22 protein-coding genes and 1 riboswitch are annotated in these 24,056 nt (G+C 61.4%); of the genes, 12 read left to right on the forward strand and 10 right to left on the reverse strand.

The window, feature by feature from the left end; genetic code table 11:
* Position 1: 1 nt before the first annotated feature.
* The 4 genes from rnc (at position 2) to OHL13_RS11940 (ending at position 4,139) form a co-directional block, all read left to right on the forward strand.
* Complete coding sequence (gene rnc, locus OHL13_RS11925; protein WP_263410347.1) at positions 2-760, forward strand: ribonuclease III; 759 nt, start codon at positions 2-4, stop codon at positions 758-760.
* Complete coding sequence (gene lepB, locus OHL13_RS11930) at positions 753-1,538, forward strand: signal peptidase I (protein ID WP_263410348.1); 786 nt, start codon at positions 753-755, stop codon at positions 1,536-1,538. The genes rnc and lepB (OHL13_RS11930) overlap by 8 nt, the downstream gene beginning before the upstream one ends.
* A 180-nt stretch (positions 1,539-1,718) precedes the next feature.
* Positions 1,719-2,516 carry a signal peptidase I gene (gene lepB, locus OHL13_RS11935; protein WP_263410349.1) on the forward strand — a complete coding sequence of 266 codons (798 nt, stop codon included), beginning with the start codon at positions 1,719-1,721 and terminating at the stop codon, positions 2,514-2,516.
* Positions 2,517-4,139 carry an AsmA family protein gene (locus OHL13_RS11940; RefSeq protein WP_263410350.1) on the forward strand — a complete coding sequence of 541 codons (1,623 nt, stop codon included), beginning with the start codon at positions 2,517-2,519 and terminating at the stop codon, positions 4,137-4,139. It begins immediately after the preceding gene.
* A gap of 283 nt (positions 4,140-4,422) precedes the next feature.
* On the opposite strand, the gene OHL13_RS11945 is transcribed toward OHL13_RS11940, so the two are convergent.
* A complete protein-coding gene (locus OHL13_RS11945; RefSeq protein ID WP_399255676.1) occupies positions 4,423-5,211 on the reverse strand; it encodes an SDR family NAD(P)-dependent oxidoreductase in 789 nt (262 codons plus the stop codon).
* 116 nt (positions 5,212-5,327) lie between these two features.
* Here OHL13_RS11945 and OHL13_RS11950 point away from each other — a divergent pair, with 116 nt between their 5' ends.
* Positions 5,328-6,260, forward strand: coding sequence for a LysR substrate-binding domain-containing protein (locus tag OHL13_RS11950; protein WP_263410351.1), 933 nt, complete (start codon positions 5,328-5,330; stop codon positions 6,258-6,260).
* 31 nt (positions 6,261-6,291) lie between these two features.
* On the opposite strand, the gene OHL13_RS11955 is transcribed toward OHL13_RS11950, so the two are convergent.
* Together OHL13_RS11955 and rlmB are read right to left on the reverse strand one after the other, a co-directional pair.
* A complete protein-coding gene (locus OHL13_RS11955) occupies positions 6,292-8,097 on the reverse strand; it encodes a M1 aminopeptidase family protein (RefSeq protein WP_263410352.1) in 1,806 nt (601 codons plus the stop codon).
* 30 nt (positions 8,098-8,127) lie between these two features.
* On the reverse strand, positions 8,128-8,913 hold the full coding sequence (gene rlmB / locus OHL13_RS11960) for a 23S rRNA (guanosine(2251)-2'-O)-methyltransferase RlmB (protein WP_263410353.1): 786 nt from the start codon (positions 8,911-8,913) through the stop codon (positions 8,128-8,130).
* Positions 8,914-9,075: 162 nt separating this feature from the next.
* On the opposite strand from rlmB, the gene OHL13_RS11965 reads away from it, so the two are divergent.
* From OHL13_RS11965 to OHL13_RS11980, 4 genes are read left to right on the forward strand one after another with little or no spacing between them, the layout of a single operon-like run.
* A complete protein-coding gene (locus OHL13_RS11965) occupies positions 9,076-9,705 on the forward strand; it encodes an RNA polymerase sigma factor (protein ID WP_263410354.1) in 630 nt (209 codons plus the stop codon).
* The gene (locus tag OHL13_RS11970; RefSeq protein ID WP_263410355.1) at positions 9,705-10,028 is read left to right on the forward strand and encodes a hypothetical protein; all 324 of its coding nucleotides are present in this window, start codon (positions 9,705-9,707) and stop codon (positions 10,026-10,028) included. Before OHL13_RS11965 ends, OHL13_RS11970 begins: the two co-directional genes overlap by 1 nt.
* Entirely contained in the window at positions 10,028-10,561 is a 534-nt protein-coding gene (locus OHL13_RS11975; RefSeq protein WP_263410356.1) for a zinc ribbon domain-containing protein, read from the forward strand. Before OHL13_RS11970 ends, OHL13_RS11975 begins: the two co-directional genes overlap by 1 nt.
* A gap of 54 nt (positions 10,562-10,615) precedes the next feature.
* Entirely contained in the window at positions 10,616-11,440 is an 825-nt protein-coding gene (locus tag OHL13_RS11980) for a LytR/AlgR family response regulator transcription factor (RefSeq protein ID WP_263410357.1), read from the forward strand.
* Between the two features lie 74 nt (positions 11,441-11,514).
* Here the strand turns inward: OHL13_RS11980 and OHL13_RS11985 are convergent, their stop codons facing one another.
* The 4 genes from OHL13_RS11985 to gyrB form a co-directional block, all read right to left on the reverse strand.
* Positions 11,515-12,192, reverse strand: coding sequence for a ferredoxin--NADP reductase (locus tag OHL13_RS11985; RefSeq protein WP_263410358.1), 678 nt, complete (start codon positions 12,190-12,192; stop codon positions 11,515-11,517).
* Complete coding sequence (locus OHL13_RS11990) at positions 12,171-12,605, reverse strand: DUF971 domain-containing protein (protein ID WP_263410359.1); 435 nt, start codon at positions 12,603-12,605, stop codon at positions 12,171-12,173. Before OHL13_RS11990 ends, OHL13_RS11985 begins: the two co-directional genes overlap by 22 nt.
* A 112-nt stretch (positions 12,606-12,717) precedes the next feature.
* The gene (locus OHL13_RS11995) at positions 12,718-13,500 is read right to left on the reverse strand and encodes a sulfite exporter TauE/SafE family protein (protein ID WP_263410360.1); all 783 of its coding nucleotides are present in this window, start codon (positions 13,498-13,500) and stop codon (positions 12,718-12,720) included.
* 85 nt (positions 13,501-13,585) lie between these two features.
* Entirely contained in the window at positions 13,586-16,213 is a 2,628-nt protein-coding gene (gene gyrB, locus OHL13_RS12000) for a DNA topoisomerase (ATP-hydrolyzing) subunit B (protein WP_263410361.1), read from the reverse strand.
* A gap of 152 nt (positions 16,214-16,365) precedes the next feature.
* Between gyrB and OHL13_RS12005 the strand changes: the two genes are divergently transcribed.
* Positions 16,366-16,908, forward strand: a complete 543-nt coding sequence (locus OHL13_RS12005) for a GNAT family N-acetyltransferase (RefSeq protein ID WP_263410362.1) — start codon at positions 16,366-16,368, stop codon at positions 16,906-16,908.
* 222 nt (positions 16,909-17,130) lie between these two features.
* Here OHL13_RS12005 and metE read toward each other — a convergent pair whose 3' ends face one another.
* Entirely contained in the window at positions 17,131-19,392 is a 2,262-nt protein-coding gene (metE, locus tag OHL13_RS12010; protein ID WP_263410363.1) for a 5-methyltetrahydropteroyltriglutamate--homocysteine S-methyltransferase, read from the reverse strand.
* A gap of 170 nt (positions 19,393-19,562) precedes the next feature.
* Positions 19,563-19,701, reverse strand: a riboswitch (cobalamin riboswitch).
* Between the two features lie 156 nt (positions 19,702-19,857).
* Here metE and rpmI point away from each other — a divergent pair.
* Both rpmI and rplT read left to right on the forward strand, forming a co-directional pair.
* The gene (gene rpmI / locus OHL13_RS12015; protein ID WP_263410364.1) at positions 19,858-20,055 is read left to right on the forward strand and encodes a 50S ribosomal protein L35; all 198 of its coding nucleotides are present in this window, start codon (positions 19,858-19,860) and stop codon (positions 20,053-20,055) included.
* 185 nt (positions 20,056-20,240) lie between these two features.
* Positions 20,241-20,615 (forward strand): 50S ribosomal protein L20, encoded by a 375-nt coding sequence (rplT, locus tag OHL13_RS12020; protein WP_263410365.1) that lies wholly within the window; start codon positions 20,241-20,243, stop codon positions 20,613-20,615.
* A 246-nt stretch (positions 20,616-20,861) separates the two neighbouring features.
* Here the strand turns inward: rplT and OHL13_RS12025 are convergent, their stop codons facing one another.
* On the reverse strand, positions 20,862-23,423 hold the full coding sequence (locus OHL13_RS12025) for an ATP-binding protein (protein ID WP_263410366.1): 2,562 nt from the start codon (positions 23,421-23,423) through the stop codon (positions 20,862-20,864).
* A 28-nt stretch (positions 23,424-23,451) separates the two neighbouring features.
* The gene (locus OHL13_RS12030; protein WP_317889923.1) at positions 23,452-24,045 is read right to left on the reverse strand and encodes a biliverdin-producing heme oxygenase; all 594 of its coding nucleotides are present in this window, start codon (positions 24,043-24,045) and stop codon (positions 23,452-23,454) included.
* Positions 24,046-24,056: the final 11 nt, after the last annotated feature.

A 24,056-nucleotide genomic window follows, 5' to 3' on the forward strand; every position in this document is an offset into this window, starting at 1 on the left:
GATGCGAGGAAAGAAACATACCGGCCCGGCGGAGATCAGCTCATTGCTGGACATCCTGGGCTACCAGTTCAACCGTCCCGGACTGCTGGAAACCGCTCTCACCCACAGCTCGCTGGCTGCGGAAAGCGCCAACGAAGACCCCACCCGTGACAACGAGCAGCTTGAGTTTGTCGGCGATGCCGTGCTCGGCCTCATCGTCGCGGAAGCCCTCTACACCCGCTTCCCCGCTCTCACTGAAGGCGAACTCACCCGCATGCGCGCCCTTCTCGTCAGCCGGTCGCACCTGGGCGAGATGGCCGAAGCCATCGACCTGGGTAAATACCTCCGCCTTGGCCGCGGCGAAGAGCAGAGCGGAGGCCGGCAGAAGCGCGCTCTCCTCTCCAACGCCCTCGAGGCCGTCATCGCCGCCATGTACCTGGACGGCGGCCTGCCCCCGGCGCGCTCCTTTGTCGAACAGCACATTATCGCCCCCAAGATCGCCGACCTGACCACCGCCGTCACCGAGGGCGCACGCTTCGGCGGAGCCATCGGCGACTACAAAAGCGCCCTGCAGGAGTTTCTGCAGGCCCGCGGCAAAGGCCAGCCCAAGTACACCGTCGTGGAAGAAAGCGGTCCTGACCACAAGAAGCGCTTTCGCGTGCAGGTTCTGCTCCGCGAACAGACCGGCGACGCCGCCGAAGCCGAGGGCCGCACCAAAAAGGAAGCCCAGCAGGCCGCCGCGCGCGTCGCGTATGAGAGACTGCTAGCCTCCGATGTCTGAGCCAAACGACGAGATCGTTGAAGCCGCTGTCGAAGTCGTCGTCGTCGAGACGCCGTCCGAGACCATCGTCCGGGAAACGGTTGTCATCCACACCCACGAGCGCGGCAACGGTCCGCTGGAAGCCTTCACCAGCCTTCTGCCCATCATCACCGTCGCCATCTTCATCATCACCTTCCTCGCGCAGCCCTTCCGCATCCCCTCCGGCTCCATGGAAAAAACTCTGCTGGTCGGCGACTTCCTCCTGGTCAACAAGCAGATCTACGCCCCCGGCGGCGGCTGGCACTGGCTGATGCCCTACCGTGAACCGCACCGCGGCGACATCATCGTCTTTCACAATCCCCTGGACGCCAACGATCACCTGGTCAAACGCACCATCGGCCTGCCCAGTGAACGCCTTCGCATGCGCGGCGGCCGCGTCCTGGTCAACGACAGCCCCCTCGACGAGCCCTACACCTACTACATCCCATCCCGCCCGGACCACTTCCGCGACAACTTCCCCACCCTGCACGACGCCGACCCCGAAATCGACGCTCAATGGTGGATGCAGATGCGCACGCTGATCGACAACGGCGACCTGATCATCCCCGCCGGGCACTATTTCATGATGGGCGACAACCGCAACAACAGCCGCGACAGCCGCTACTGGGGCTTCATGCCCCGCGACTTCGCCGAAGGCATGCCCATGCTCGTCTACTTCTCCGTCCCCATGCCGGAAGAGCAGCAGCGCGGCATCCACGGCCTGGCCCGCTGGAGCCGCATGCTCACCGTTCCCCGCTAGGAAGTACCGCATAGAGCCCTTCCTCCGGCCTGTTCCCTCAAAAAGAAAGGACTTTAGCCCCGGGTACTTTGCGAAAATACCCGGAGCTGAAGCCCTCTTTCTCATCCTGGCTGGTATCACGTTCTGTTCAAACGTCATTCCAGCCCGGAGCAGTTACACTTGCAGAGGAGAAAAGTTCCTTTGCCAAACGAAGAGCAGCAACCTGTAGAACCCAAGCGCGAAGAGACCCTGCTCGAGAGCATTGCCTCCATCGCCAGCGTTCTGGCCGTGGGCCTCTTCGTGATGACCTTCATCTTCCAGAACTTTGAGATTCCCTCGGCCTCCATGGTCAAGACGCTGCTCATCGGCGACCACGTCCTCGTCGACCGCGTCACCCTCGCGCCTGAGACCAAGTGGATGCCGCTGGTGCATTACCGCCAGCCCAAACGCGGCGACGTCTTCGTCTTCCTCAAGCCCGGCTGGCCCGATCTCTTCCTCGTAAAACGTCTCGTCGGCCTGCCCGGTGACAAGATCCACCTGCGCAACGGCATCCTCTTCGTCAACGGCGTCAAGCAGGACGAGCCCTACATCTCCAAGCCCGGCGATAAGGACGAGAACGGCAACCTCCGCGAGTACAACGAGTTCCGCGACGATTTCCCGCTCTATCCGCCGCCCAGCTACTACTCCGCCGACGACGTTCCCGGCGTCTGGCGTGAGGACCTGCCCTCGCACCTGCAGGGCGAGGACCTCGTCGTCCCTCCCGGCAAAGTCTTTGCCATGGGTGACAACCGTCTGGACTCGCTCGACAGCCGCTACTGGGGCTTTGTTCCGCAGGAAAATATCGTCGGACGCCCCATGTTCGTCTACTGGTCCTTCCAGACCCCCGCCGACCAGATCAACAAGCAGACCGTGGGCGACCGCCTCGGCTTCGCCGGCCACGTCATCCTGCACTTCTTCGATGAAACGCGCTGGAAGCGCACGCTGCACCTGGTGAAGTAGATGTCTGAGTACAACGCACAACCGAAGCGTTCGCTCCGGCGGCGCGTTGCCATCGCCGTGGGCCTGGTAGCCCTGGTCCTTCTGGCCATCTTCATCATGCCTATGATCAACGTGGGCCGCTACCGCCTGCGGGTGGCCCAGGGCATCAGCGACGCCATCGGGCGCCCCGTCCACATCGACAACATCACCTTGACCATGCTGCCCACGCCGGGCCTCACGCTCGAAAACTTCGTCGTCAGCGAAGACCCCGAGTTCGGCGCCGAGCCGGTCATGCGCGCCAACCAGGTCCACGTCACCCTGCGCCTCAGCTCGCTCTGGCGCCGCCGGCTGGAAGCCTCTTCCATCTCGCTCACTGAGCCCAGCGTCAACATCGTCCGCGCTGAAAACGGCCACTGGAACCTGCAAAGCCTGCTGATGCACGCCTCGCAGGTCGACGCCGCGCCCACCGCCCAGCCCAAAGCCGGCAGCGCACCGCGCTTCCCCTACATTGAGGCCACCAGCGCCCGCGTCAACCTGAAGCTGGGCCACGAGAAGACGCCCTTCTCCCTCACCGACGCCGAGTTCGCCCTCTGGCTGCCCAACCCCGACGAGTGGCGGCTCCGCATGGAAGCCCACCCCGCGCGCACCGACACCGACGCCAGCGACACCGGCCTCCTGCGCATTGAAGGCAGCCTCAAACACGCCGACAGCTTCAGCCACCTGCCCATTGACCTGCATGGCGTCTGGACCAAGGCACAGCTCGGCGAAACCAGCAAGCTGATGACCGGCAGCGACGCCGGCCTCCGCGGCACCCTGGAATGGGGCGCAAACGTCACCGGAACCTTCGCCGAATCCAACGTCCAGACCTGGATCAAGATCGAGGACCTGCGTCGCGCCGAGTTCTTCCCGCCGCATACCCTTTCCATGGAAATGCGCTGCGGCCTCCGCGCCAACAACCGCTTCCTCACGCTTGAAGACGTCAAGTGCAACGCTCCCGTCGACGGCGGCAACATCGCCCTGTCCGGCCGCATCCGCGACGTCCGCGAACCGGACGAGGCTGAAATGCAGGTTGGCCTACACCAGCTTCCGGCCAGCACGCTGCTGGACTGGCTCCGCGTCGCCTCCTCGCGCCTCTCTCCGCTGTGGAACGCCACCGGCAACCTGGACGCCGGCCTGACCTACAACCAGGCCGAAGGCTGGCAGGGCAAACTGACCGCCAACCACCTCGGCCTCTCCGCGCAGAACCAGGCCGTCATTATGGACCAGACCATCGAGCTGACCCAGGCCACGCCCACACCGGTCCTCTTCCGCCGCCTTCCCGGCTCCAGGCGCGAACCACAGGGCCTGGAAAGCTACGCCTTCTCCTTTGAGAAGCTGCCCCTCGACCTCGGCGCAAAGAACCCCGCCCTAGCCCACGGCCACTTTGACGGCCACCTGAAGCTGGTGCAGATCCTCGGCGAAGCCGACAGCGCCCGCACCCGCACCCTGGCCAGCATGACCCCGGTCCACGACCAGATCGACACCCTCCTCCCCAAAGAAGGCGAAACCCAGCTCAACCTGACCTGCGAACACACAGCCAACTCCACAGCCATCACCTGCAACAACAACGCCCCCACCCCCGCCCGCCCCACGCACCGCAAATAAGTCAGCAGAACGGAGCCGGGCGCCACCTATCTGTCCTCTCGGACATGGTCTCGTGCTTTCGTCTTTCTTGTTTGTCATTCCATAACGCAACGAGATCCGCTTTTCCTGCTTTGTCATTCCGCCGGCAAAGCAGGAAGAATCTGCTTTTTCTTTTCTTGTCTTAGTACCCTTAAATTTGGTTCGCAATCGAACCCCAGGGCCAAGGAGAAGCTGACCGGATTTAGAAAATTTTTCAATATAGTTCAGCGGCCTTCTCGATTCAATCCGAAAGGCCGCCCTTTCACTATGCGTTCGTTCCACCATCTACAGTCAGATTGGCTCCGGTAATGTAGGAGGACTCCGGACGGGCCACGAATGCAACCAATGCTGCGACTTCATCCACAGTCCCGTACCGATTCAGTGCCGTCACTGCTTTTTGAGGAGTAGCCCAATCGCCCGCGGCAGGATTCAGGTCTGTATCGATCGGCCCGGGCTGCACATTATTCACGGTAATGCCACGGCCACCAACCTCTCTGGACAAACTTTGCGTAAACATTTTCACCGCCCCTTTGGTTGCTGCATAAGCGGCTAGACCCGGCGTCAGGTTACGCTCGCCGACACATGAACCGATCATGATGATGCGCCCCTTATTGTTCATGCTTTTCAGTGCTGCTTGGGTCGTGACAAATACGCCCCGGATATTGAGGTTGATGACGTGCTCCATCTCTTCGAGAGTGGTTTCTTCGAACGGTTTCGGGATCGCCGTACCGGCATTATTTACAAGGATGTCCAGTTTGCCGAGAGCGGCGACGGCCTTCTCCACCGCAGCGGTGATCGCTTTAGGACTCACCGCGTCTGCCTGAATCGCCAGAGCTTTTCCACCTGCTTCTTCAATCTCTTTCACCACGGCTGACGCGGCGTTAGAGTCCTTCGCATACGTTATCGCTACGCTGGCTCCATCTGCAGCAAGACGTTTTGCGATTGCAGCGCCGATACCGCGGGATCCGCCCGTTACCAGTGCGACCTTATCTGTCAGAGAATGAGACATTGTCTTTTTACCTTTCTTTATCGAGGGATGCGTTCCAGATCGCATGCAGACGGGCACCTGTGCCGTCATGCGAAGCTTGTCTCGTCAAGATAGCGGCGAATAGATGCGTAATAAATTGCTTTATAGGCTTAGGGGATATGCTTTTCGTGCAGAGGTGACCCTTGGAACTTAGACATCTTCGCTACTTCGTCGCAGCGGCGGAAGCACGAAGTCTCAAGCTTGCGGCAGAAAACAAACTGCACACCACACAGCCGTCTTTAAGTCGCCAGATACGCGATCTTGAAGAGGAAGTAGGTGCTCCACTCTTCGTAAGGGGAGCGAAGGGTGTTGAACTGACCCCCGCAGGTCGAGTCTTTCTGGATCACGCTCGCGTGATGCTTTCTCAGGCCGAAGTGGCAGTACAGTCAGCGCGCCAAATCGCTTATCCCACCAAACCTTCCTTTGCTATGGGATTCATGATCGGGCATGACATGACCTGGCTTCCTGGAGCTCTCCGACTTCTGCGGGACGATCTGCCCAACATCCATATCGTCATCTCCACGCAAAATTCTCCCCAACTCGCCAGTGCTCTCCTGCATGGTGGTATCGACGTGGCATTTCTCCGCAGAGAAGATGGGAGCGCAGACCTGGCTTTCAGAACTCTAGTCGATGAGCCGTTCGAGGTCTTCCTACCCGCCGATCACCCTCTCGCGGCGAAGCCCTTCATCACTCTTTCAGAGATGGCGAATCAAACGTTTATCAGCGTTTCAGGAACTGCACTCAGCCTGTCAGGAAAGCAGCCTGCGCTACGTCGCGCCATCGACAAATTCCTTCATGAAAATGACGTCATGATCAAACCAAGCCACGAAGTAGACAATCTCGGCGGCGTTGTATCTCTCATCGTCTCTACGCATGGAATTGCCCTCTTGCCGGTTTACGCCAAGGTATTCCTTCCGGACACTGTGACCACTCGCCCGCTCGAAGGCGTGGGTCCAAAGATCGATCTATCACTCGGCTATCGCAAGGCGAATCCGTCGCCTATTCTGAAGGTATTCTTATCTCGCGTCAACGAACTCACTGCCGATGTGATCGCGAATCACAAAGGCGATCAATAACGACAAGTCGGCTTCTCTTGACTTACTCCACCTACGGCATCGTCTTCAAATTCACATTCAACACATGCGTCGTCTGCTGCAGCTCCGGGGTCGTCCCGTCGTTCACCTGCACTTGCTGCGGCTTATCGTTGAACACAATCCGCGTCGTGCGGTGCGAGTGCGGCGGAATCCGCAAACGCTCCGTCGTCGTCAGCGTACCGGAGCGCACCGTTACCGGCACCTCCGCCACCGCCGAGCCATCGTTGGCCACTTCCACTGAGATCAGGTAGCCGCTGGCCCGTTCAATCTCGCGCGGCGTTACCGACACAATCGACAGGTCCGGCAGACCCCGGTCCCGCTCCACCCAGTCCTCAAAAAACCATCCCAGCTCTTTGTCCGACGCGCTCTCCAGCAGCCGGCGGAAGGCCGCCAAATCCGGCGACGGCTGCGACCGCAGCGCGGTCAGCGCCTGCTGCAGCGCCGCATCGCCCACGATGCCGCGCAGCATCCAGAACACGTACGCCGCCTTGTTGCGATAGATCTGGCTGCTGTGCGCCCGCTCCAGCGGCTCGCCTTCGCCCGCGTCCGTCTGCCCGAAGTCCGGCTCCAGCAGCGCCAGCGCGCCGCGTCCGTCCTCCAGCGCGCTCAGCGCGGTCTCGCGGCCCTCGTTGCGCTCAATCCACAGCAGTTCCATAAACCGCGCCAGCCCCTCATCCAGCCACGCCGGCTGGTTGCCCGTGTACGCATGGGTAAAGGCATGCACCAGCACCTCCTCATCCTCCGCCGGACGTCCGGAAAGATACCCCGCCAGAAACGGCCCCGACTCAAACGGCTGCACCCCGGTGTTCACCTCCAGCAGCGTCAACGGCCCGTTGGGCCGCGCGCCCAGCCACGCCGTCAGCAGCGGCAGCACCTTCAGCGCCGCCAGGTTCAGCACCCGCGGACGGTCGTCGTCCTCTGAGATCACCCCCAGGTACCCTCCGCCCACCATCTCCGGCTGGTCCTTCGTCAAAAACAGGCTCACCGGGTGGAACCCCAGCGAAAACGGCTCAAAGCTGGCCGTCGCTACCCCGGTCGCCGCGGCCGATGGCTCATTCGGATTGTCCTGGTGCCTCTCCAGAATCGCCTGGTGGCCGCACAAAAACGCCAGCCGTGGCGGATCGCCCGCATACTCCACTGTCAGCCGCGCGCTGAGCTTCGCCGCCTGCGTCGCCAGCCGGTTGCGCCCCACCAGGTCATACACCCGGTTGCCATCGCCCAGAAACGCTGGCGGCTCACTCACCGGATACCACAGTACATTGCCAAAGCCGCGCAGCCCGGTAAACTCATCCGTCACGCGATCCCACTCGGCCGAGGCCGCAGCCGACGAGCTCTCCGCTCCGGCCACCTGCTCCACCTTGCCCGAGTAAAAAACATCCACCGTCACCGCCGCGCCCACCGGCAGCGGCCTCGGCAGCGTCAACACCGCCTCGCTCATAGCACCCGTATGGTCCAGGTCGGTCTTCACCGCATGCTGCACCATTTTCAGTGCAACCGGTTTGCCGTCTTCCACCAGCCGCGCCGTCTCCCAGTGCAGCGATGAGCTGATCTGCAATGGCAGCTCCGCAATCGCCTTGTCGCCGGCATTCCGTACCGTCACCAGCGCACGCACGGACAGCCCGCTCTCCGTCGTATTCAGGTGCACGTCCAGGTCATATGCCGTAAACACCAGCGACGAACGCAACGCATCAGCCACCTCAAACGGAGCCTGTTCCCCCTGCTTCTGCCCGGGGGCCTCCGTCTGCACCGTCTGCTCGTCGCGGTGGTAAATCACCTCCGGCTGCTGCTGCGCGCACGCCACACCGGCGGCCAAAACCACCGCCCAACTCCACCTGCCTGAAAACACCATCTAGGAACCTAAACCCTTACGCGGTTTGGACGGCTTCGCCGCCACGACGGGAGCCGCGCCCCTCTGCCGCACAGCCTCATACATCACCACCGCGCCCGCTACCGACACATTCAACGAGCTCACCGAACCCGCCATCGGAATCCGCAGCAGATGGTCGCAGGTCTTCTTCACCAGGTCATGCAGACCCGCGCCCTCGCGCCCCAGCACCAGCGCCGTGTGCGTCCTGAAGTCGTAATCGCTGTAGTCCGGCGTGCCGCGCTCATCCAGGCCCACCACCCACACATTGGCTTCCTTCAACTGCTCCAGCGCCCGCGTCAGGTTCGTCACCCGGGCAATCCGCACATGCTCGCTCGCCCCGGCGGAACTCTTCGCCACCACCGCCGTCAGCGGGGCCGATCTCCGCTCCGGCAGCAGGACACCATCCACACCCGCGCCGTCTGCCGTCCGCAGCAGCGCGCCCAGGTTATGCGGATCCTCAACGCCATCCAAGGCCAAAAAGAAGTAGTGCTCGCCATTGCGCGGAGGCGCGGCCAGCAGGTCTTCCACCGCCAGCAACTTGCGCTCCTTCACCTGGGCCACAATGCCCTGGTGCATGTCGGTTTTGGCTATCCGGGTCAGCTCATCCTTGGTCGCGGGTGAACAGCGTACCCCGGCCTTGCGGCACTGCTCCAGCACCGCCTCCAGCCGCGCATCCTTACGATCGCGGGCAAACCGAACATGGTCCAAAGGACGGCTGCCCGAACGAACCGCCTCTTCCACCGGATGGATACCGTACAGAACTTCCATCTCTCCAGTGTAGAACCGCCCGCACCTCGTCTTCTGCACCAAAAACAGTGCAGAAAGATTGCCGCGGAAAGATGCGGCCCCACCCTATACTGGTTGCACGCGAATTTTTAAAAAAATTTGCATTCCTGCGTCTTTAAACAAAAGACACCCGTCTGAGGAACCATGCCACGCTTCTCCCTAGTCCGAACCGATGCCGCCATTGCGGATCAGGCACAGGAGAACGCCGCCGTTGCGCGCGGGTTGAAGCGGCAGGATCCGGATCTTCTCGACTCCCTGATTGAGCAGTACCAGCACCGCCTGATGCGCTACCTCACCTTCCTGACCGGTCGCCGTGAGATGGCAGAGGACCTCTTCCAGGAGACCTGGATGCGTGTTCTCGTCCGCGGATCGCAGTACAACGGCAAGGCCCGCTTTGAAACCTGGCTGTTCACCATCGCCCGCAACCTCGTCATCGACAACGCCCGCCGCAAGACCATGGCCAGCCTGGACGAGATGAGCGAAGGCGGCGACGACGAGCGCCCCTTTGAAATCGCGATGGATGCACCTTCGCCCTTTGAGCAGCTCCGCGAGCGCGAAAACGCCGCCGAGGTTGCCGCCGTCATGCTGACGCTGGAGCCGAGCTACCGCGAAGTCCTGACTCTCCGCTTCCATGAAGATATGTCGCTGGAGGAGATCGCAGCCGTTACCCGCGCTCCCCTGTCGACCGTGAAGTCCCGCCTTTATCGTGGCCTTGCCGCCCTCCGGCCGCAGGTCGAAGCCCTTCGCAGGCTCCCAGCAGAAGGATTACGGTGATGGCAACCATGACTCCCCCCGCTCCATCGCGCGTCGTCAATCGCACGCACCGCGTGATTCGCGCGCAGGCCCTTAAGCAACAGGAACAGAAGAACAAGGTGCGCGGTCTTTATCTGCCCCTTATCTTCGGTGGTGTTCTGCTGTTTGCTGCCGTGGTCACCACGGCGATTATCCTCGCCTCAGACGCTGATGGCGAAGGCAGTCTTCCGTATGCCAGTGAGCAGATCTTCGTTCTGCTCATGTGGCTGATCCCTGTCTCCGCAGCAGCTATCGGCGTGGTGTGGTACAAGCGTGGGAAGGCTGATCGCGGAGGCAAGCGTTAATGGCTGACGTTTTCGAGCGCAAAGACCAAAGCACCGCGGAATACGACCTGAGCCTGGTTCCCACCTGGTCCATCGCTCTGGCTGCGGTTCTCTTCGTGGGCCTGCAGTATCTGTTCCATTTCAAAATGCCCCATCGCCACGGCGAACTGCTGCCGATGCGCATTGCCATGGGCTTCTTCTGGGGCTCGGCTCTCTCCAGCTACGCTCTTCTGGCCGGCTACGTCAGCCGCGACGTCAAGCGCCGCAACATGTCGGCCGCACTCTGGATCCTGATGGTCCTCCTCATGCCCGCCGGCATCGGAGCCATCGTCTACTTCCTGGTACGCCAGCCCATCGTCTCCCGCTGCCCGCATTGCAGCAGCGAGCTGCAGTCGGGCGACAACTTCTGCCCGCAGTGCCGCTTCCAGACCGCTCCCGTCTGCGGACAGTGCTACCGCGGCGTGGCCATCACCGATGTCTACTGCTCCAATTGCGGTCACGATCTTGCCACCGACGGCGCTCCCAGCCGACTGCGCGCCTATCACGACGAGTAACCGGCGCCCCGCTGCACCCTAAGCTCTCCTCGTGCATCTATACTGAAACGTTCCATGGCAATGACCGCTCTCATCATCGACGACGAGCCACTCGCCCGTCAGGAGCTTGAGTACCTGCTGGAGAAGTCCGGCGACATTGAGGTGCTTGCGCAGGGCTCCAACGGCATTGAAGCCGTTGAGCTCATCCGCGAACACCATCCCGATGTCGTCTTCCTCGACGTGCAGATGCCCGGCCTCGACGGCTTTGCCGTGCTGAAAAAGCTGATCGGCAAGGTCGACCGCATGCCCCAGGTCGTCTTCGCCACCGCGTACGACCAGTACGCCGTGCGCGCCTTCGAGGTCAACGCCATCGACTACCTGCTCAAACCCTTTGACCAGGCCCGTGTCGAGAGGACCGTCGAAAAGGCCCGCCATCGCGTTGCCGCTGTAGCCGCCGCCGAAGCAGCCCCTCAGGCCTCCAGCGACCCCAACAGCGCCAAGCTCGACGCCCTGATGAAGCTGCTCGAAGAGCAGACCCAGCAGGCCGCACCTCCCGCACGCGCCAGCAGCAAGGTCGTCGTCCGCGCTCAGAACCGCCTTCTGCTCGTCGACCAGAAGCACATCTGCTTTGCCGCCATCGACGAAGGACAGATCTCCATCGTCACGCAGAATGTCGAAGGCGTCTCCAACTGCCGCACCCTCGAGGAGTTGACGGACCAGCTCAATCCGGAGATCTTCTGGCGCGCCCACCGCAGCTTCGTCGTCAACATCCATCACATCCGCGAAGTCGTGCCATGGTTCAAGTCCAGCTACCAGCTCCGCATGGACGACCGACAGCAGACAGAAATCCCTGTCAGCCGCGCCCAGACCAAGCGTCTGAAAGAGCTCTTCAACCTGTGAGTTTCGCGTTCTGCGTTGCGTGTTCTGAGTTGGTATAGACCCCACACACAACGCAGAACACCCAACTCACAACTTCAGTCGTATCGCTCAAACACAATCTGCTTACGGTCCCAGCCTCGGTCTTTGAACCACTGGCGCAACGGCGCGGCAAACGCATTCAGCCCCACAATGTACGCCGTCGGCTTCGGCTCGCCCGCTTCCGCAATCAGCCTCTCCAGCTCCGCCTCCACCGCACTCGCAGCCAGCGGCAGATACCGGAAGCCCTCAACCGCGCGCTCTGCCTGCTCAAACCGCTCGCGGTAGAACAGCTCCCCATCCGCCGTGGCCGTGTGCAACAGCGTCAGCGGACCAACATATCCCTGCCCGCGCAGCAGAGCGTCGGCCATCGACGCCACCGGCGCAATCCCCACGCCATCCGCCACAACAATGCCCGGCCCATCGCGCAACACAAACGCGCCATACGGCCCATGCATCTGCGCCGTGCCGCCGATCGGAAGGTCGCACAGCAGGTTCGAAAACCAACCCGCGCGATTCAGGCACAGCACCATGCGCTCTCCCGCAGGCGCGGCGGTCAGCGAATACGCACGAACCTCCTGCTTGCCCTCCCGCTCTGTGACAAACGAGTAGAACTGTCCCGGCTGGTACGACAACGGAGCCTCGCACGTAAACACAAGCTCCCATGTCTGCGAGGCCTCGCTCAGCAACCGCTTTTCGGCAAGCGTCGCCGTCATCATGCCTGCTTGCTCCGGCATGCCTCGCAGTTGCACACACGGCGCAGGTGATCCCACGAATAAATCCCTGCCTCGTGTCCGTCATTCCACTTGAATTTCAGAGCGTAGTTGCCCACCTTCTCCACCGACATCGGCTTGGCCGGAGCCTGGTACATGGCAAACATCTCCGCCGGCTTGGCCTTTGCTTCCCCCAGCTTGCGGCCGGTGTGCTGACGCTCCTCATGGCAGGTCGCGCACGGACACGCATCGCGCAGCCACGGGAAGCTCCACTTGCTCTGATGGCCATCCTTCCACTCAATCTCAACGCCCTCACCGGTCGTCATGTGGACGCGCACCTTGGCCGGTGTTACCGCCTCGCGCGGCAGACGGTCATCCTGCGCCGCCGCGGCCAGTGCCTCTTCCTTGCTGATAAAGCGAATGCCTTCGTGACTCATACCCTTCTATGCTTTCACAAAACCGCGCTTGTCATCCTGAGCGGATCTGTTTCTCCAAACACAACACCGGGTGCCCCATCCATGCGAAGCATGGGTGGGCAATGCAGGATTCCTACCGGCTGTTCAAATAAAAGAACCACCCCGCCACGGCACACCCGGTCACCACCACCACCACCCGCAGCACGTCACCATTCATCCGCCGCGCATACCTGGCGCCCAGCCAACCACCCAGCCCGGCAAAGACCATCGCCACCAGGCAGTAATGCCACACGACCGCTCCCCGCACAATGAAGGTGAACACCGCCGCCAGGTTTGACACGCACGCGCCCAGCACCTTCAGCGAGTTCAACTGGTGCATCTCTTCCACACCGAACAGCGCCATCACCGTCATGATCAGAAAACCGGCACCCGCGCCAAAGTAGCCGATGTAGAAGGTCACCGGCAGCAGCGCCAGCAACACGTACAGTACCGACGGTTTCCGCTCCAGGTGAGGATGTTCCGTACGGCCGCGCAGCCAGCGCGAGATGCGTCCGCTCACGCCAAAGATCAGCGACGCCGCCAGCAGCATCCACGGCAGCACACGCAGAAAAGTCGCCTCCCGCGTGCGCAGCAGAATCAGCGCCCCGCCAATGCCTCCAATGATGGAGGCCAGCACAACCACCCACGCAACATCGCGCCGCAGGTCATTCTTCAGCGCCGCCAGCGAAGTCAACTGCCCCGGCCAGATCGCCACCGTGTTCGTCGCATTTGCCTGGATAGGAGGAACCCCCACCGCCAGCATCGCCGGAAACGAGACAAACGACCCGCCGCCCGCCAGCGCGTTCATCACCCCGGCGATGAAAGAGGCAGCAACCAGCCATAGGTAGTGACCGTGTGTTGTCAGGTAGGAAGGCATGAGGTCTGCTTCTATCTTACGAGCGCAAAACAAAGCGGAGACCAAAGGCCTCCGCTTGCTGTTCCCTGTCTGCTCTTCCCTGCTGTTAGATATCCAGGTTCTTCACATCCAGCGCATTCTCTTCAATAAACTTGCGGCGGCTTTCCACATCCTCGCCCATCAGCGTGGTGAAGATCTCTTCCGTACCCGCAATGTCTTCCAGCTTTACTTCCAGCAGCGTCCGACGTTCGGGATCCATGGTGGTCTCCCACAGTTGCTCGGCGGTCATCTCGCCCAGTCCCTTGTAGCGCTGCACCTGGTATTCCTTGCGGCCCTGCTCGATCACATACTCAAACAGGTCACGCGCGCTCTTCTTCTCCACCGGGTCCTGCGGAAGCTTGGCGTTGGCGCTGCGCTTGGTGCCCTTCGCCTCAGCCGCGGTGCCAGGAGCAGCAGCCGCATCGGCTACGCCCTCCGTCTCCTGCTCTTCCACATCCTCTTCCTCGACCACCTCAACCTTGCCTGCGCCCTTCTGCACATACTCAATCAGGAACGGCGGCTGTAGCTGTTCGGCAATCTGCGCATGCTTGCCCAGCAGCAGGCGCATCTCCGGAGCAGAGGCCAGCGTCCAGTCAATCCAGCGCTGCTGGCCGTTGGTGTCTGTAAAGCTGACAGACCACGTCTGGTGCTCTTCATCCAGCACGGGCTCTGACACAGCCTTGAACTTGGCTTCCTTGCCAATCTTCTCAAGCTGCGCTTTCAGCTGCGTAATCTTCTCCGGCGACTCAAAGTCCGCGCGCTTGGCCGGGTCCTTGCCTTCATGCGCAAACAGGTTGGCAAAGGCAGCCGTCACCGCTTCATTGCGGAAGCGCTTGTTCGCCTTGTCGAAGTAGCCGATGTAGTCGTTCAGCTTGCCCATGAAGTCGGTCAGCGGACGGCCTTCCAGCGTCTGCGCGTTCTCGCCATAACGAATCACCATGCCGTCCGAGGCGCGCTTGACCATCACCTTCACAAACTCGCGCTCGTCCTTGATGTACTGCTCAAAGCGGCCCTTCTTGATCTTGAACAGCGGAGGCTGCGCAATGTACACGTGGCCGCGCTGGATCAGCTCCGTCATGTGGCGGAAGAAGAAGGTCAGCAGCAGCGTGCGGATGTGCGATCCGTCGACGTCGGCATCGGTCATCAGGATGATCTTGTGATAGCGCAGCTTGCTGGAATCAAAGTCGTCCTTGCCAATGCCCGTGCCCATCGCCGTAATCATGGCGCGGATTTCTTCGTGGCCCAGCATCTTGTCGTAGCGGGCCTTCTCGACGTTGAGGATCTTACCCTTCAGCGGAAGAATCGCCTGGAACTTACGATCGCGTCCCTGCTTGGCGGTACCGCCTGCGCTCTCACCCTCGACCAGGTAGACCTCGCAACGCGAAGGATCCTTTTCGCTGCAATCGGCCAGCTTGCCCGGCAATCCGCCGCCATCCAGCGCACCCTTACGGCGGGTAAGATCGCGTGCCTTGCGGGCAGCTTCACGCGCGCGGGCAGCTTCAATCGCCTTGTTGATCACACGCTTGGCCACCTGCGGGTTCTGCTCAAAGAACGCGCCCAGGCGCTCGTTCACAAACGCCTGCACCTGTCCTGCGATATCCGAGTTCAGCTTGCCCTTGGTCTGGCCTTCAAACTGCGGCTGCGGAATCTTCACCGAGACCACGGCAACCAGACCTTCACGCACGTCATCGCCCGACAGCGATTCCTTCAGGTCCTTGAACAATCCCAGCGACTGGCCGGCTGCGTTGATGGTGCGCGTCAGCGCCGTGCGGAAGCCCGAGAGATGCGTTCCGCCATCCACCGTGTTGATGTTGTTGGCAAACGAGAACACCGTCTCCGAGTAGGAGTCGTTGTACTGCAGCGCCGCCTCCACCACCAGCGTGCCCTTCTCCGCTTCCATGTAGAACGGCTTGTCGTGCAGCACCTGCTTGCCCTTGTTCAAATGCTTGATGAACTCGGCAATGCCTCCGTTGTACTTGAAGCTCTGTGTCTTCGAGTCGCCGGTCTTGGAGTCGGTCGTGCGCTCATCCGTCAGCGTGATCTCAATGCCCTTGTTCAGGAAGGCAAGCTGACGCAGACGGTTGGCAAGAATGTCGTAGTTGTACTCATGCACGCTGAAGATCGTCTTGTCCGGAAGGAAGTGCACCTTGGTGCCGCGCTTCTTCGTTACACCGGTGTTCTTCACATGGCTCGTTGGCTCACCCTTCGAGTAGGTCTGCTCGTAGGTCTGGCCATCGCGCCAGATCTCGACATCGAACTCCTCGCTCAGCGCGTTCACGCAGCTTACGCCCACGCCATGCAGACCGCCGGAGACCTTGTAGGTGCTCGCGTCAAACTTACCGCCGGCATGCAGCTTGGTCAGCACCACCTGCACCGCGGGCATACGTGTGCCATCCGGCAGCGTCTTCTCATCTACAGGGATACCGCGGCCGTCATCGACCACCGTAATCGAGTTATCCACGTGGATCACCACGTCGATGCGCGTCGCATGGCCAGCCAGCGCTTCGTCCACAGAGTTGTCCACCACCTCGTACACCAGATGATGCAGACCCTGTTCGGTCGTCGAACCGATGTACATGGCCGGCCGCAGACGCACCGCCTCCAGGCCTTCCAGTACCTTGATGTTGTCGCTGGTATAAGCCGCGCTCTCAGCGCTGCCGGGATTCTCTACAAGGGGAACGTTCTGAGTGGACATCAGACTCCGTAAATTACTGAAATTGCTTGCCTTATGCAGGGCGTTTAAAGGGACTTCTACACCCTTATTTTAGCACGTCCGGAAGACGGGTTTAAGCGCTTAAACAGCGCCTCCAGGTGCCGTTTTCCGTGCAAAATGGGACACTTTAAGCCATGCCCTACAAGCTCCGCACCGCTCGCCCGAAAGAGATCCCCGCCCTGCAGCAGCTCATCGAGCAGTCCGTCCGTCACCTGCAGGCCACGGACTACGGCCCGGCCGAGATCGACGCAGCCGTCCGCACCATCTTCACTGTGGACACGCGCCTGGTCGCCGACGGCACCTACTTCGTCGCAGAAGACGAGACCGGCAGCTACGCCGCCTGCGGTGGATGGAGCCGCCGCAAGACCCTCTACGGAGGCGATGCCCAGGTGGAAGCCAAAGAGCCGGAACTGCTTGATCCTGCGGTAGATGCAGCCAAAATTCGGGCCATCTTCGTCCACCCCGCCCACGCCCGCCAGGGGCTCGGTTCCCTTGTCCTGAAAGCTGCGGAAGACGCTGCGGCCGCCGAAGGCTTCCGCGAATTGGAGATGGGCGCCACCCTCACCGGCTACCCCATCTACCTGAAAAAGGGCTATGTCGAAACCGAACGCCACCACGCCCCCATCGGCGACGGCCTGTCGATTGAGATTGTGAAGATGAGAAAGAGAGTTTCGTAAATGCGTTACTACCTCTTCTGGAAAGTTGCAAGCGTTCTGATTGGCACCGGAATCGGCTTTGTTCTCATGGCTCGGCGCGATCTCAAACAGTGGAGAAAGAAACGAAACACTTTACGGAAAGAACCGAAAAGGTGAACAGGTCCTTTACTGTCTCTCGGATGTCACCGCGAAATATAGGGTGTCATCCTGAGCGTAGCGAAGGACCTGCTGTTGTTTTTGCAACTACCTCCCCACCAACTCTTCCCGTACCGCCTTCGCCGCCGCCACCAGGTTCCGCAGCGAGGCCTCCGTCTCCGGCCACTGGCGGGTCTTCAGGCCGCAGTCCGGATTCACCCATAACTGCTCTGCTTTCAAAGACTCCAGCGCCATGAGCAGCAGACCGCGCACCTCTTCCTCACCCGGAACGCGCGTGGCATGGATATCCCAGACGCCCGGACCAATCTCGTTCGGGTAGCCGTGCGCCCTGAAGTCCGCCAGCAGAGCCATCTTTGACCGCGCCGATTCCATGGAGATCACATCCGCGTCCAGCGCCGCAATCGCCGGCAGAATCGTCTCAAACTCGGCGTAGCACATGTGGGTATGGATCTGCGTCTCGGCCCGGACGCCGCTGGTGGCCAGCCGGAAGGCCTTCACTGCCCAGTCCAGGTAGCCTGCATAGTCGCCCATGCGCAGCGGCAGCCCCTCGCGCAAAGCCGGCTCGTCCACCTGGATGACTCCAATGCCCGCCGCCTCCAGGTCGGCAATCTCCTTCCGCAGCGCCAACGCAATCTGGAACGTGGTCTCGCTCTCCGGGATGTCGTTGCGAACAAAGGACCACTGCAGGATGGTCACAGGCCCGGTGAGCATGCCCTTCATCGGCTTTTGCGTGAGCGACTGCGCAAACTTCGACCAGCGAACGGTCATCGGCGCAGGACGCTCTACGTCGGCGTAGATGATGGGCGGCTTCACGCAGCGCGAACCGTAGCTCTGCACCCAGCCGTTGCGGGTGAAGGCGAAGCCGTCCAGCTGCTCGCCAAAGTACTCCACCATGTCATTGCGTTCGAACTCGCCGTGCACCAGGACATCCAGCCCCAGCTCCTCCTGGCGGCGGATGCACTCCTCGGTCGCGGCTTCCAGGAAGCTCTCGTAGGCTGCATCGTCCAGCAGCCCCTTGCGCCAGGCCGCGCGCTGGCGGCGCACCTCGGCGGTCTGCGGAAAGCTGCCGATGGTCGTCGTTGGCAGCAGCGGCAGTTTCAGCGCCTCGCGCTGCAGCGGAGCGCGGTCCGGATACGGCTGCGGACGGGCGAAATCGTCCTCCGTCAGTGCAGCCAGCTTCTGCTGCACGCGGCTGGAAGCTCCGCCACGCTGACCGGCAAAGTGCGCGGCGTTCGCCGCAAACGCGGCTTCGTCCCCGGTCGCCAGGTCGCGCAGCTCGCCAAGCTTCTGCACGGCAAAGCTTAGCCTTTCGAAGAGCCCGGAGGGCAGCTTATCCTCTCCGGCGGTGTCAAACGGAACGTGCAGCAGACTGCAGGACGGCGCCAGAACGACCCGATCCTGCCCCAGAACGGCGACGGCGCGAGCAATCAGAGACCGAACGGTCGCAAACTCCGACTTCCAGATGTTGCGGCCATCCACCACGCCCAGCGAGAGCGTCTTTTCCGGCGGCAGCGTCGCCAGAACCTCGTCCAGTTGCCCCGGAGCGCGCACCAGGTCAATGTGCAGACCGCTAACCGGCAGCGACGACGCCAGTTGCAGGTTGTCGCCCAGAGCGCCGAAATACGTCGCCACGGTAATGGAAACCGGGAGCTGCCCCAGCTCGGCGTAGGCGGCCTCGAAGGCGCGCTTCCACTCGATGGAAAGATCGGTGACCAGCACCGGCTCGTCGATCTGGACGTCCGCAGCTCCAGCGGCAATCAGCGCCTCCAGAACCGCCTTGTACGCCAGCAGAAGACGCGGCAGCAGCGCCAGCCGCGAGCTGCCATCCACACTCTTGCCCAGCAGCAGAAGGGTGATGGGGCCAACTAGAACCGGCCGCGTGACGATGCCCAGCGCCTTTGCCTCTTCAAACTCACGGACAGCCTTCGACGGATCGGCGATCAGGTGCAGACCGGCGGACCACTCCGGGACCAGGTAGTGGTAGTTGGTGTCAAACCACTTGGTCATCTCCAGCGCCGGCTGCTGGGCGCTGTTGCGGGCCATGTCAAAGTACTGGCCCAGGCTGACCGGGCCGCTGCCATAGCGGGCAGGGGTGGCACCCAGAAGAACGAGCGTGTCCAGCACCTGGTCGTAGAGGCTGAAGTCGTTGGAGGGGATAACGCCGATGCCGGCCTCTTTCTGCAACAGCCAATGACGGCGGCGCAGGTCGCGGGCGACGGCGAGCAGATCGTCTTCCGGGCTTTTGCCGGACCAGAAGGCCTCCAGGGCAAACTTCAGCTCGCGGTTCTGGCCCATGCGGGGAAATCCCAGATTGGCAGTATTCAGCTTTGCGTTATTCAGAACAGACATGCGGTACAGGTTCCTTCCGGCGGGTTTGCCGCCTATGGAACCACCCGTGCGCAGGCTTGTGCCTCCCACCGTAAACGGCGGAAAACAAAAGGAATCGTCTGCCGGGTCCACTCCACGAGACCAGCATTCGCAAACGCACGCCGGGGTGGGAGAGGGGTTGATCCGCTCCTCCTCGGTGGTGGCGGCAGGCCGGTACTCGGACTTTGGGAGAGAGCTCCCATCACCGTTGCGGGACAGCGCCGGATTTTCACCAGCTTCCCCGATTAAGCGCCGCCCGTGAGCGGCAACACCTGCACATGGATTAGTGTACTTGTCCGCGAGGAAGCGGTGGCTTATGAACCCACCTTCGCTCAGCGAGGGTGGCTGCACTACGGATGGTGCAACCGAGTGGAATGGGGAGGCCCTGATTCGATTCTGGGGTATACTGAAAAACGTTGTTCAATGCAGTAATTCTCTAGGATTAACATGCCTAAAATGAAGACCCACTCCGGTGCGGCGAAGCGGTTCAAGAAGACTGGCACGGGCAAGATCAAGCGCGGCCAGACCAAGACCCGTCACATCCTCACCTCGAAGTCCAGCAAGACGAAGCGCCACCTTGGCGGTCCGGCTTATGTGTCTGACGGCGATCATGCCAAGGTCAGCCGCATGATTCCTTACGCCTGAGCGTAAGTGGACTTCTGGAAGTAGATTTCAGGTCGAGCCGCTGGAAGCAGCAACGGGCCAAGAAAAGCGTACCGGCCCCTCGGTGAGCACACAGTGCAAAGCCGATACCAGACCTGGAGCAGCAAGCGTGTGAAGAGGTGCTCTCACCTCCAGCCGCTAGAACAGTACGCAAAAGGAGAAACACGATGCCCCGCGTAAAACGTGGCACAAAGCGGAATGACCGGCGCAAAAAGATCCTCAAGCGCGCAAGTGGTTACTTCCTTACAAAGTCGAAGCTCTACCAGGCAGCACAGGAAGCCGTAGAGCGTGGTCTTAAGTTTGCCTACACCGGCCGTAAGCAGAAGAAGCGTCAGTTCCGCTCGCTGTGGATCGTCCGTATCGGCGCCGCCGCCAAGCTGAATGGCCTGAGCTACTCCATGTTCATCAGCGGCCTGAAGAAGGCCGGCGTTGAGCTGGACCGCAAGGTTCTGGCCGACATCGCCGTGCATGACGCCGCGGGCTTCACCGCCCTGGCGCAGCAGGCCAAGGACGCCAACGCCGCCGCCAAGCAGGCTGCGTAAGCTTCCAGCAGAAATCAGGTGAAAGACGCGACTCCGGTCGCGTCTTTTGCTTTTAACCGCCTCCGGGGCTGAAGCTCCGTTTCTTGCTGTCTCATTTCAGGGGGCCTGAAGGCCGTGCTCCCTCCCGGATCGTGCTGTGCGCGATCTTCCCCCATGCTTCGCATGAAGGGGTTACCGCGTTTGGGCTCACGAACCCACCCTTGGCTCCGCGAGGGTGGGACACCCGGTGTAGGTTTGAAGATTGCTTTACTGCAGGCCTTTGACTGGCAGTATCACGTCCGTCTCCAGCAGAGGCAACACCACACGGACGGTGGTGCCATGACCGGGCTGCGTATCCACTTCAATGTGGCCTCCGTGACGCTCCACAATCTCATGCGAGATGTAGAGGCCGAGGCCGTTGCCAAGGTCGCCCTTGGTGGTGAAGAAGGGCTTGAAGATCTGGCTGCGGACATGGTCATCCATACCGGCGCCATGATCGGTGGCTTCAATAACCAGTCCCCTGGCTTCAGACCGCGCGCGCAGCATGATGGTTCCGCCGATGTGACTGGCATCGATGGCGTTTGAGACCAGGTTGGCGACGACCTGACGGATCTGGCCGACCATGCCGTAGTAGCGCAGTCCCCTGTCGCCCAGCGTCTGCACCGTGACATGGCGATTGTTCGACTTGCCGTGGAAGAGGCGCAGAACCTCCTCGAACATCTCGTCGAGCGCCATCCAGTCGAAGCGCTCCTGGTTTTCGCGGGTCCAGCGCAGGGTCTGCTTGGTAATGCCGCTGATGCGGATCAGCTCACTCTCGACCATCGTGATGTACTCGGTGGCCGAGCGGTTGCTCTCATCCACCTCCTGCCGCAGCAGGTACATCAGGTTGGTAATAGCTTCGAGCGGATTGTTGATCTCATGCGCGATGACGGAGGTCATGCGGCCGGTGATGGCCAGCTTCTCGGCCATACGAATGGCGGCTTCGCGCTCCTTACGTTCGGTCAGGTCGGCGCACATGCCAACCCAGCCGGCACGCACGGCGCCAAGGCCACGGAAGGGCACAGCGCGGACAAGGTTCCAGCGCGGTTCGCCATCCGGAGACTGGAAGCGGAGCTCTTCTTCAAACAGAATGCCTTCGCGGATGGCGTTGCTCCATGCGTCGGCGCAGCGGGCTTCGTCTTCCGGAATCAGGCGGCCGCCTTCGAACCAGCGGCCTTTCTCGTTCAGGCCGGCGTCGTGCCACTGCTGGTTCACATAGGTCAACTCACCGCTGTCATTGGCGGTAAAGATCTTGGTGGGCAGCGAGTGGGTCAACTGGTCAAAGCGTGCCTCGGCAAGCTGCGCCTCTTCTTCAGCGCGGCGCAGGCTGATGGTCATCAGTGCGGAACGGAACTCGCGCGCGGACTCGATCTGCATGCCGGACCATTCGACGGAGCGGCCACGGACGATCTGCTTCCACAGCTCGAACGAGTGGCGCGGTTCCAGCAGCTTGATGGATTCCAGGCTCTCCCCGGGATCACCCGCCCACTTTACGGTCTGCACAATCTCCGGACGGAACCACAGGATGTAGCGGCGGCGCACATCGGAGATACGGATGGCGATCATGCCGCTGGCCGCATCCGCGATCGAGCCAGCCCACGGCAGATGTGTCCCCAGGCAATGCGTGGAGAAGACCTCGAGCTCAGGCTGCGTATCCAGCCAGTCGATAATGCCTTTCACCTGCTCCTCGGTAGGAGTCTTACCGTGGCAAGTCAGCCGGTCATCCATCCACAGCGCCGCTCCCCCGGCGGAGGTTACCTCCAGCAGCTCGGCGGCCTCACCCTCCAGGGTGTCCATGTAGTTCACCGTCGCGGCAATGCGCGTCAGCAGCTTGTGCTGGATGGCGTGATAGTGCACGGTCTCTTCCAACTGGGTCGAGGTGCGGAAGGCTGAGAGCTGGTTGCCGACGATCTTGGTCAGCATGTCGCAGGCGGAGCGCACCAGGTAAGGCACGGCGCGCGGCTCCGCGTGATGACCGCTGATCAGGCCCCAAAGGCGGCCCTCCACAACAACGGAGAGCGACATGGACGAAAGCGTGCGCATGTTGCGCATGTATGCCAGGTGAATGGGAGAGACGCTGCGCAGAACGCAGCTGGACATGTCAAAGGAACGGGTATGCTCTCCGGGCAAACCGCTCAGCGGCGAGGGCTTGTAGGACACATCCGGAATGATGCGGACGGTGTTGGCCAGGTAGAGAGCGCGTGCCTGCTGCGGGATGTCGGTTCCCGGGAAGCGAAGATCCAGGTAGCTGGGAAGGCGTCCGTTGTTCACCTCATTCAGCACGGTGCCGTGGCCGAACTCGTCAAAGGAGTAGAGCAGAACGCGGTCAAAGCCGGTAAGGTCAGCCACCTGCTGCACGATGGACTGTCGCAGGTCATTTTCGGTGGTGAGCTTGGAGAGTGTGCCGACAAAGTTGGTGATGACCGCGTTCATCATCTCCGGGCCAACAAGACGATCCTGCTTTTCAAACTCGAGGACGCGGCGGCCGTTAACGATGTGCGTCACCACGCTGTACAACTCACCGCACAGATGGAAGGAGCCGAGATAGAGTACGGTTCCCGCGGGCGGCCTGCTGGCATGATGCCGGATCGCAGCCAGCAGCTCCCGGTCGAAAAGGACATCGATGCCGGCGCCAAGGATCAGCTTCAGTGGCTTGCCGAGGAGATCCGCGGCATTTTCGCTGGCCACGACGATCTTATCGTCCTCATCCAGCGCCAGCAGGAATCCATGCGGCTGCACCGACCCGGGGATGCGGATGTTTTCATCCTCGCAGTGCTGAAGATCCTTCAACAGCGCTCTTTCGTCGAAACTTTGGTTCTCACCGCCCATGCGTCTGCAGTTCTGCGCGTATTCCCTTCTCGAATTGTTTCACCATCCAGAGGCGGAATTGCGTGAACATGGCCCGCGCACCGGAAATCACTTCTGCGGTCTGATGCTCCGGAAGGTCACGAAGTATGCCTTGAAATACTCTCCAGCGTTCCGAGGTGTGTTCACCATATCCAATGAAATAGGCATCGCCTTTGCCCGGCTGCAAACCAAGTGTCTGCTCCACGTGGCGGGCGATGTACTGGCCGCCCAGGGTGGAGCCTTCCATTACATACATGGCGCCCAGAAAGCCGGCTTCGGACATGGGGAGATCGAGCGTGGCGCGTTGCTGGGGCACAGGCAGGTGGAAATATGCGAGATCCGCCTCAAGCAACGGCGAGCGGAGGCGCGTGAGGGTCTCCTGGCGTAAGTCCGGGGGAGCATGCCGCTCGGCCCATTCGTCCCAGGCGCGCAGTATGCCGTAAAGCGCCGACAGCACGGACTGGTACGTTGACAGGGAAAGATCGGCCGCCATGATGGGCATAACACCCTCAATTGCACGGTGTTCTTTTTCTGTTGCGGCCCGGAGTTGCTTTAAGTCCATCATTCTTTTCTCTC

This window comes from Terriglobus tenax (genome assembly GCF_025685395.1).
GTDB lineage: Bacteria > Acidobacteriota > Terriglobia > Terriglobales > Acidobacteriaceae > Terriglobus > Terriglobus tenax.

What these genes read in the sequence shown, in the direction of transcription:
- rnc (WP_263410347.1), top strand. Translation starts at nt 2, where the DNA reads ATGCGAGGAAAGAAACATACCGGCCCGGCGGAGATCAGCTCATTGCTG.
- lepB (WP_263410348.1), top strand. Translation starts at nt 753, where the DNA reads ATGTCTGAGCCAAACGACGAGATCGTTGAAGCCGCTGTCGAAGTCGTC.
- OHL13_RS11940 (WP_263410350.1), top strand. Translation starts at nt 2,517, where the DNA reads ATGTCTGAGTACAACGCACAACCGAAGCGTTCGCTCCGGCGGCGCGTT.
- OHL13_RS11945 (WP_399255676.1), bottom strand. Translation starts at nt 5,211, where the DNA reads ATGCGATCTGGAACGCATCCCTCGATAAAGAAAGGTAAAAAGACAATG.
- rlmB (WP_263410353.1), bottom strand. Translation starts at nt 8,913, where the DNA reads ATGGAAGTTCTGTACGGTATCCATCCGGTGGAAGAGGCGGTTCGTTCG.
- OHL13_RS11965 (WP_263410354.1), top strand. Translation starts at nt 9,076, where the DNA reads ATGCCACGCTTCTCCCTAGTCCGAACCGATGCCGCCATTGCGGATCAG.
- OHL13_RS11970 (WP_263410355.1), top strand. Translation starts at nt 9,705, where the DNA reads ATGGCAACCATGACTCCCCCCGCTCCATCGCGCGTCGTCAATCGCACG.
- OHL13_RS11975 (WP_263410356.1), top strand. Translation starts at nt 10,028, where the DNA reads ATGGCTGACGTTTTCGAGCGCAAAGACCAAAGCACCGCGGAATACGAC.
- OHL13_RS11980 (WP_263410357.1), top strand. Translation starts at nt 10,616, where the DNA reads ATGGCAATGACCGCTCTCATCATCGACGACGAGCCACTCGCCCGTCAG.
- OHL13_RS11985 (WP_263410358.1), bottom strand. Translation starts at nt 12,192, where the DNA reads ATGCCGGAGCAAGCAGGCATGATGACGGCGACGCTTGCCGAAAAGCGG.
- OHL13_RS11990 (WP_263410359.1), bottom strand. Translation starts at nt 12,605, where the DNA reads ATGAGTCACGAAGGCATTCGCTTTATCAGCAAGGAAGAGGCACTGGCC.
- OHL13_RS11995 (WP_263410360.1), bottom strand. Translation starts at nt 13,500, where the DNA reads ATGCCTTCCTACCTGACAACACACGGTCACTACCTATGGCTGGTTGCT.
- gyrB (WP_263410361.1), bottom strand. Translation starts at nt 16,213, where the DNA reads ATGTCCACTCAGAACGTTCCCCTTGTAGAGAATCCCGGCAGCGCTGAG.
- OHL13_RS12005 (WP_263410362.1), top strand. Translation starts at nt 16,366, where the DNA reads ATGCCCTACAAGCTCCGCACCGCTCGCCCGAAAGAGATCCCCGCCCTG.
- metE (WP_263410363.1), bottom strand. Translation starts at nt 19,392, where the DNA reads ATGTCTGTTCTGAATAACGCAAAGCTGAATACTGCCAATCTGGGATTT.
- rpmI (WP_263410364.1), top strand. Translation starts at nt 19,858, where the DNA reads ATGCCTAAAATGAAGACCCACTCCGGTGCGGCGAAGCGGTTCAAGAAG.
- rplT (WP_263410365.1), top strand. Translation starts at nt 20,241, where the DNA reads ATGCCCCGCGTAAAACGTGGCACAAAGCGGAATGACCGGCGCAAAAAG.
- OHL13_RS12030 (WP_317889923.1), bottom strand. Translation starts at nt 24,045, where the DNA reads ATGATGGACTTAAAGCAACTCCGGGCCGCAACAGAAAAAGAACACCGT.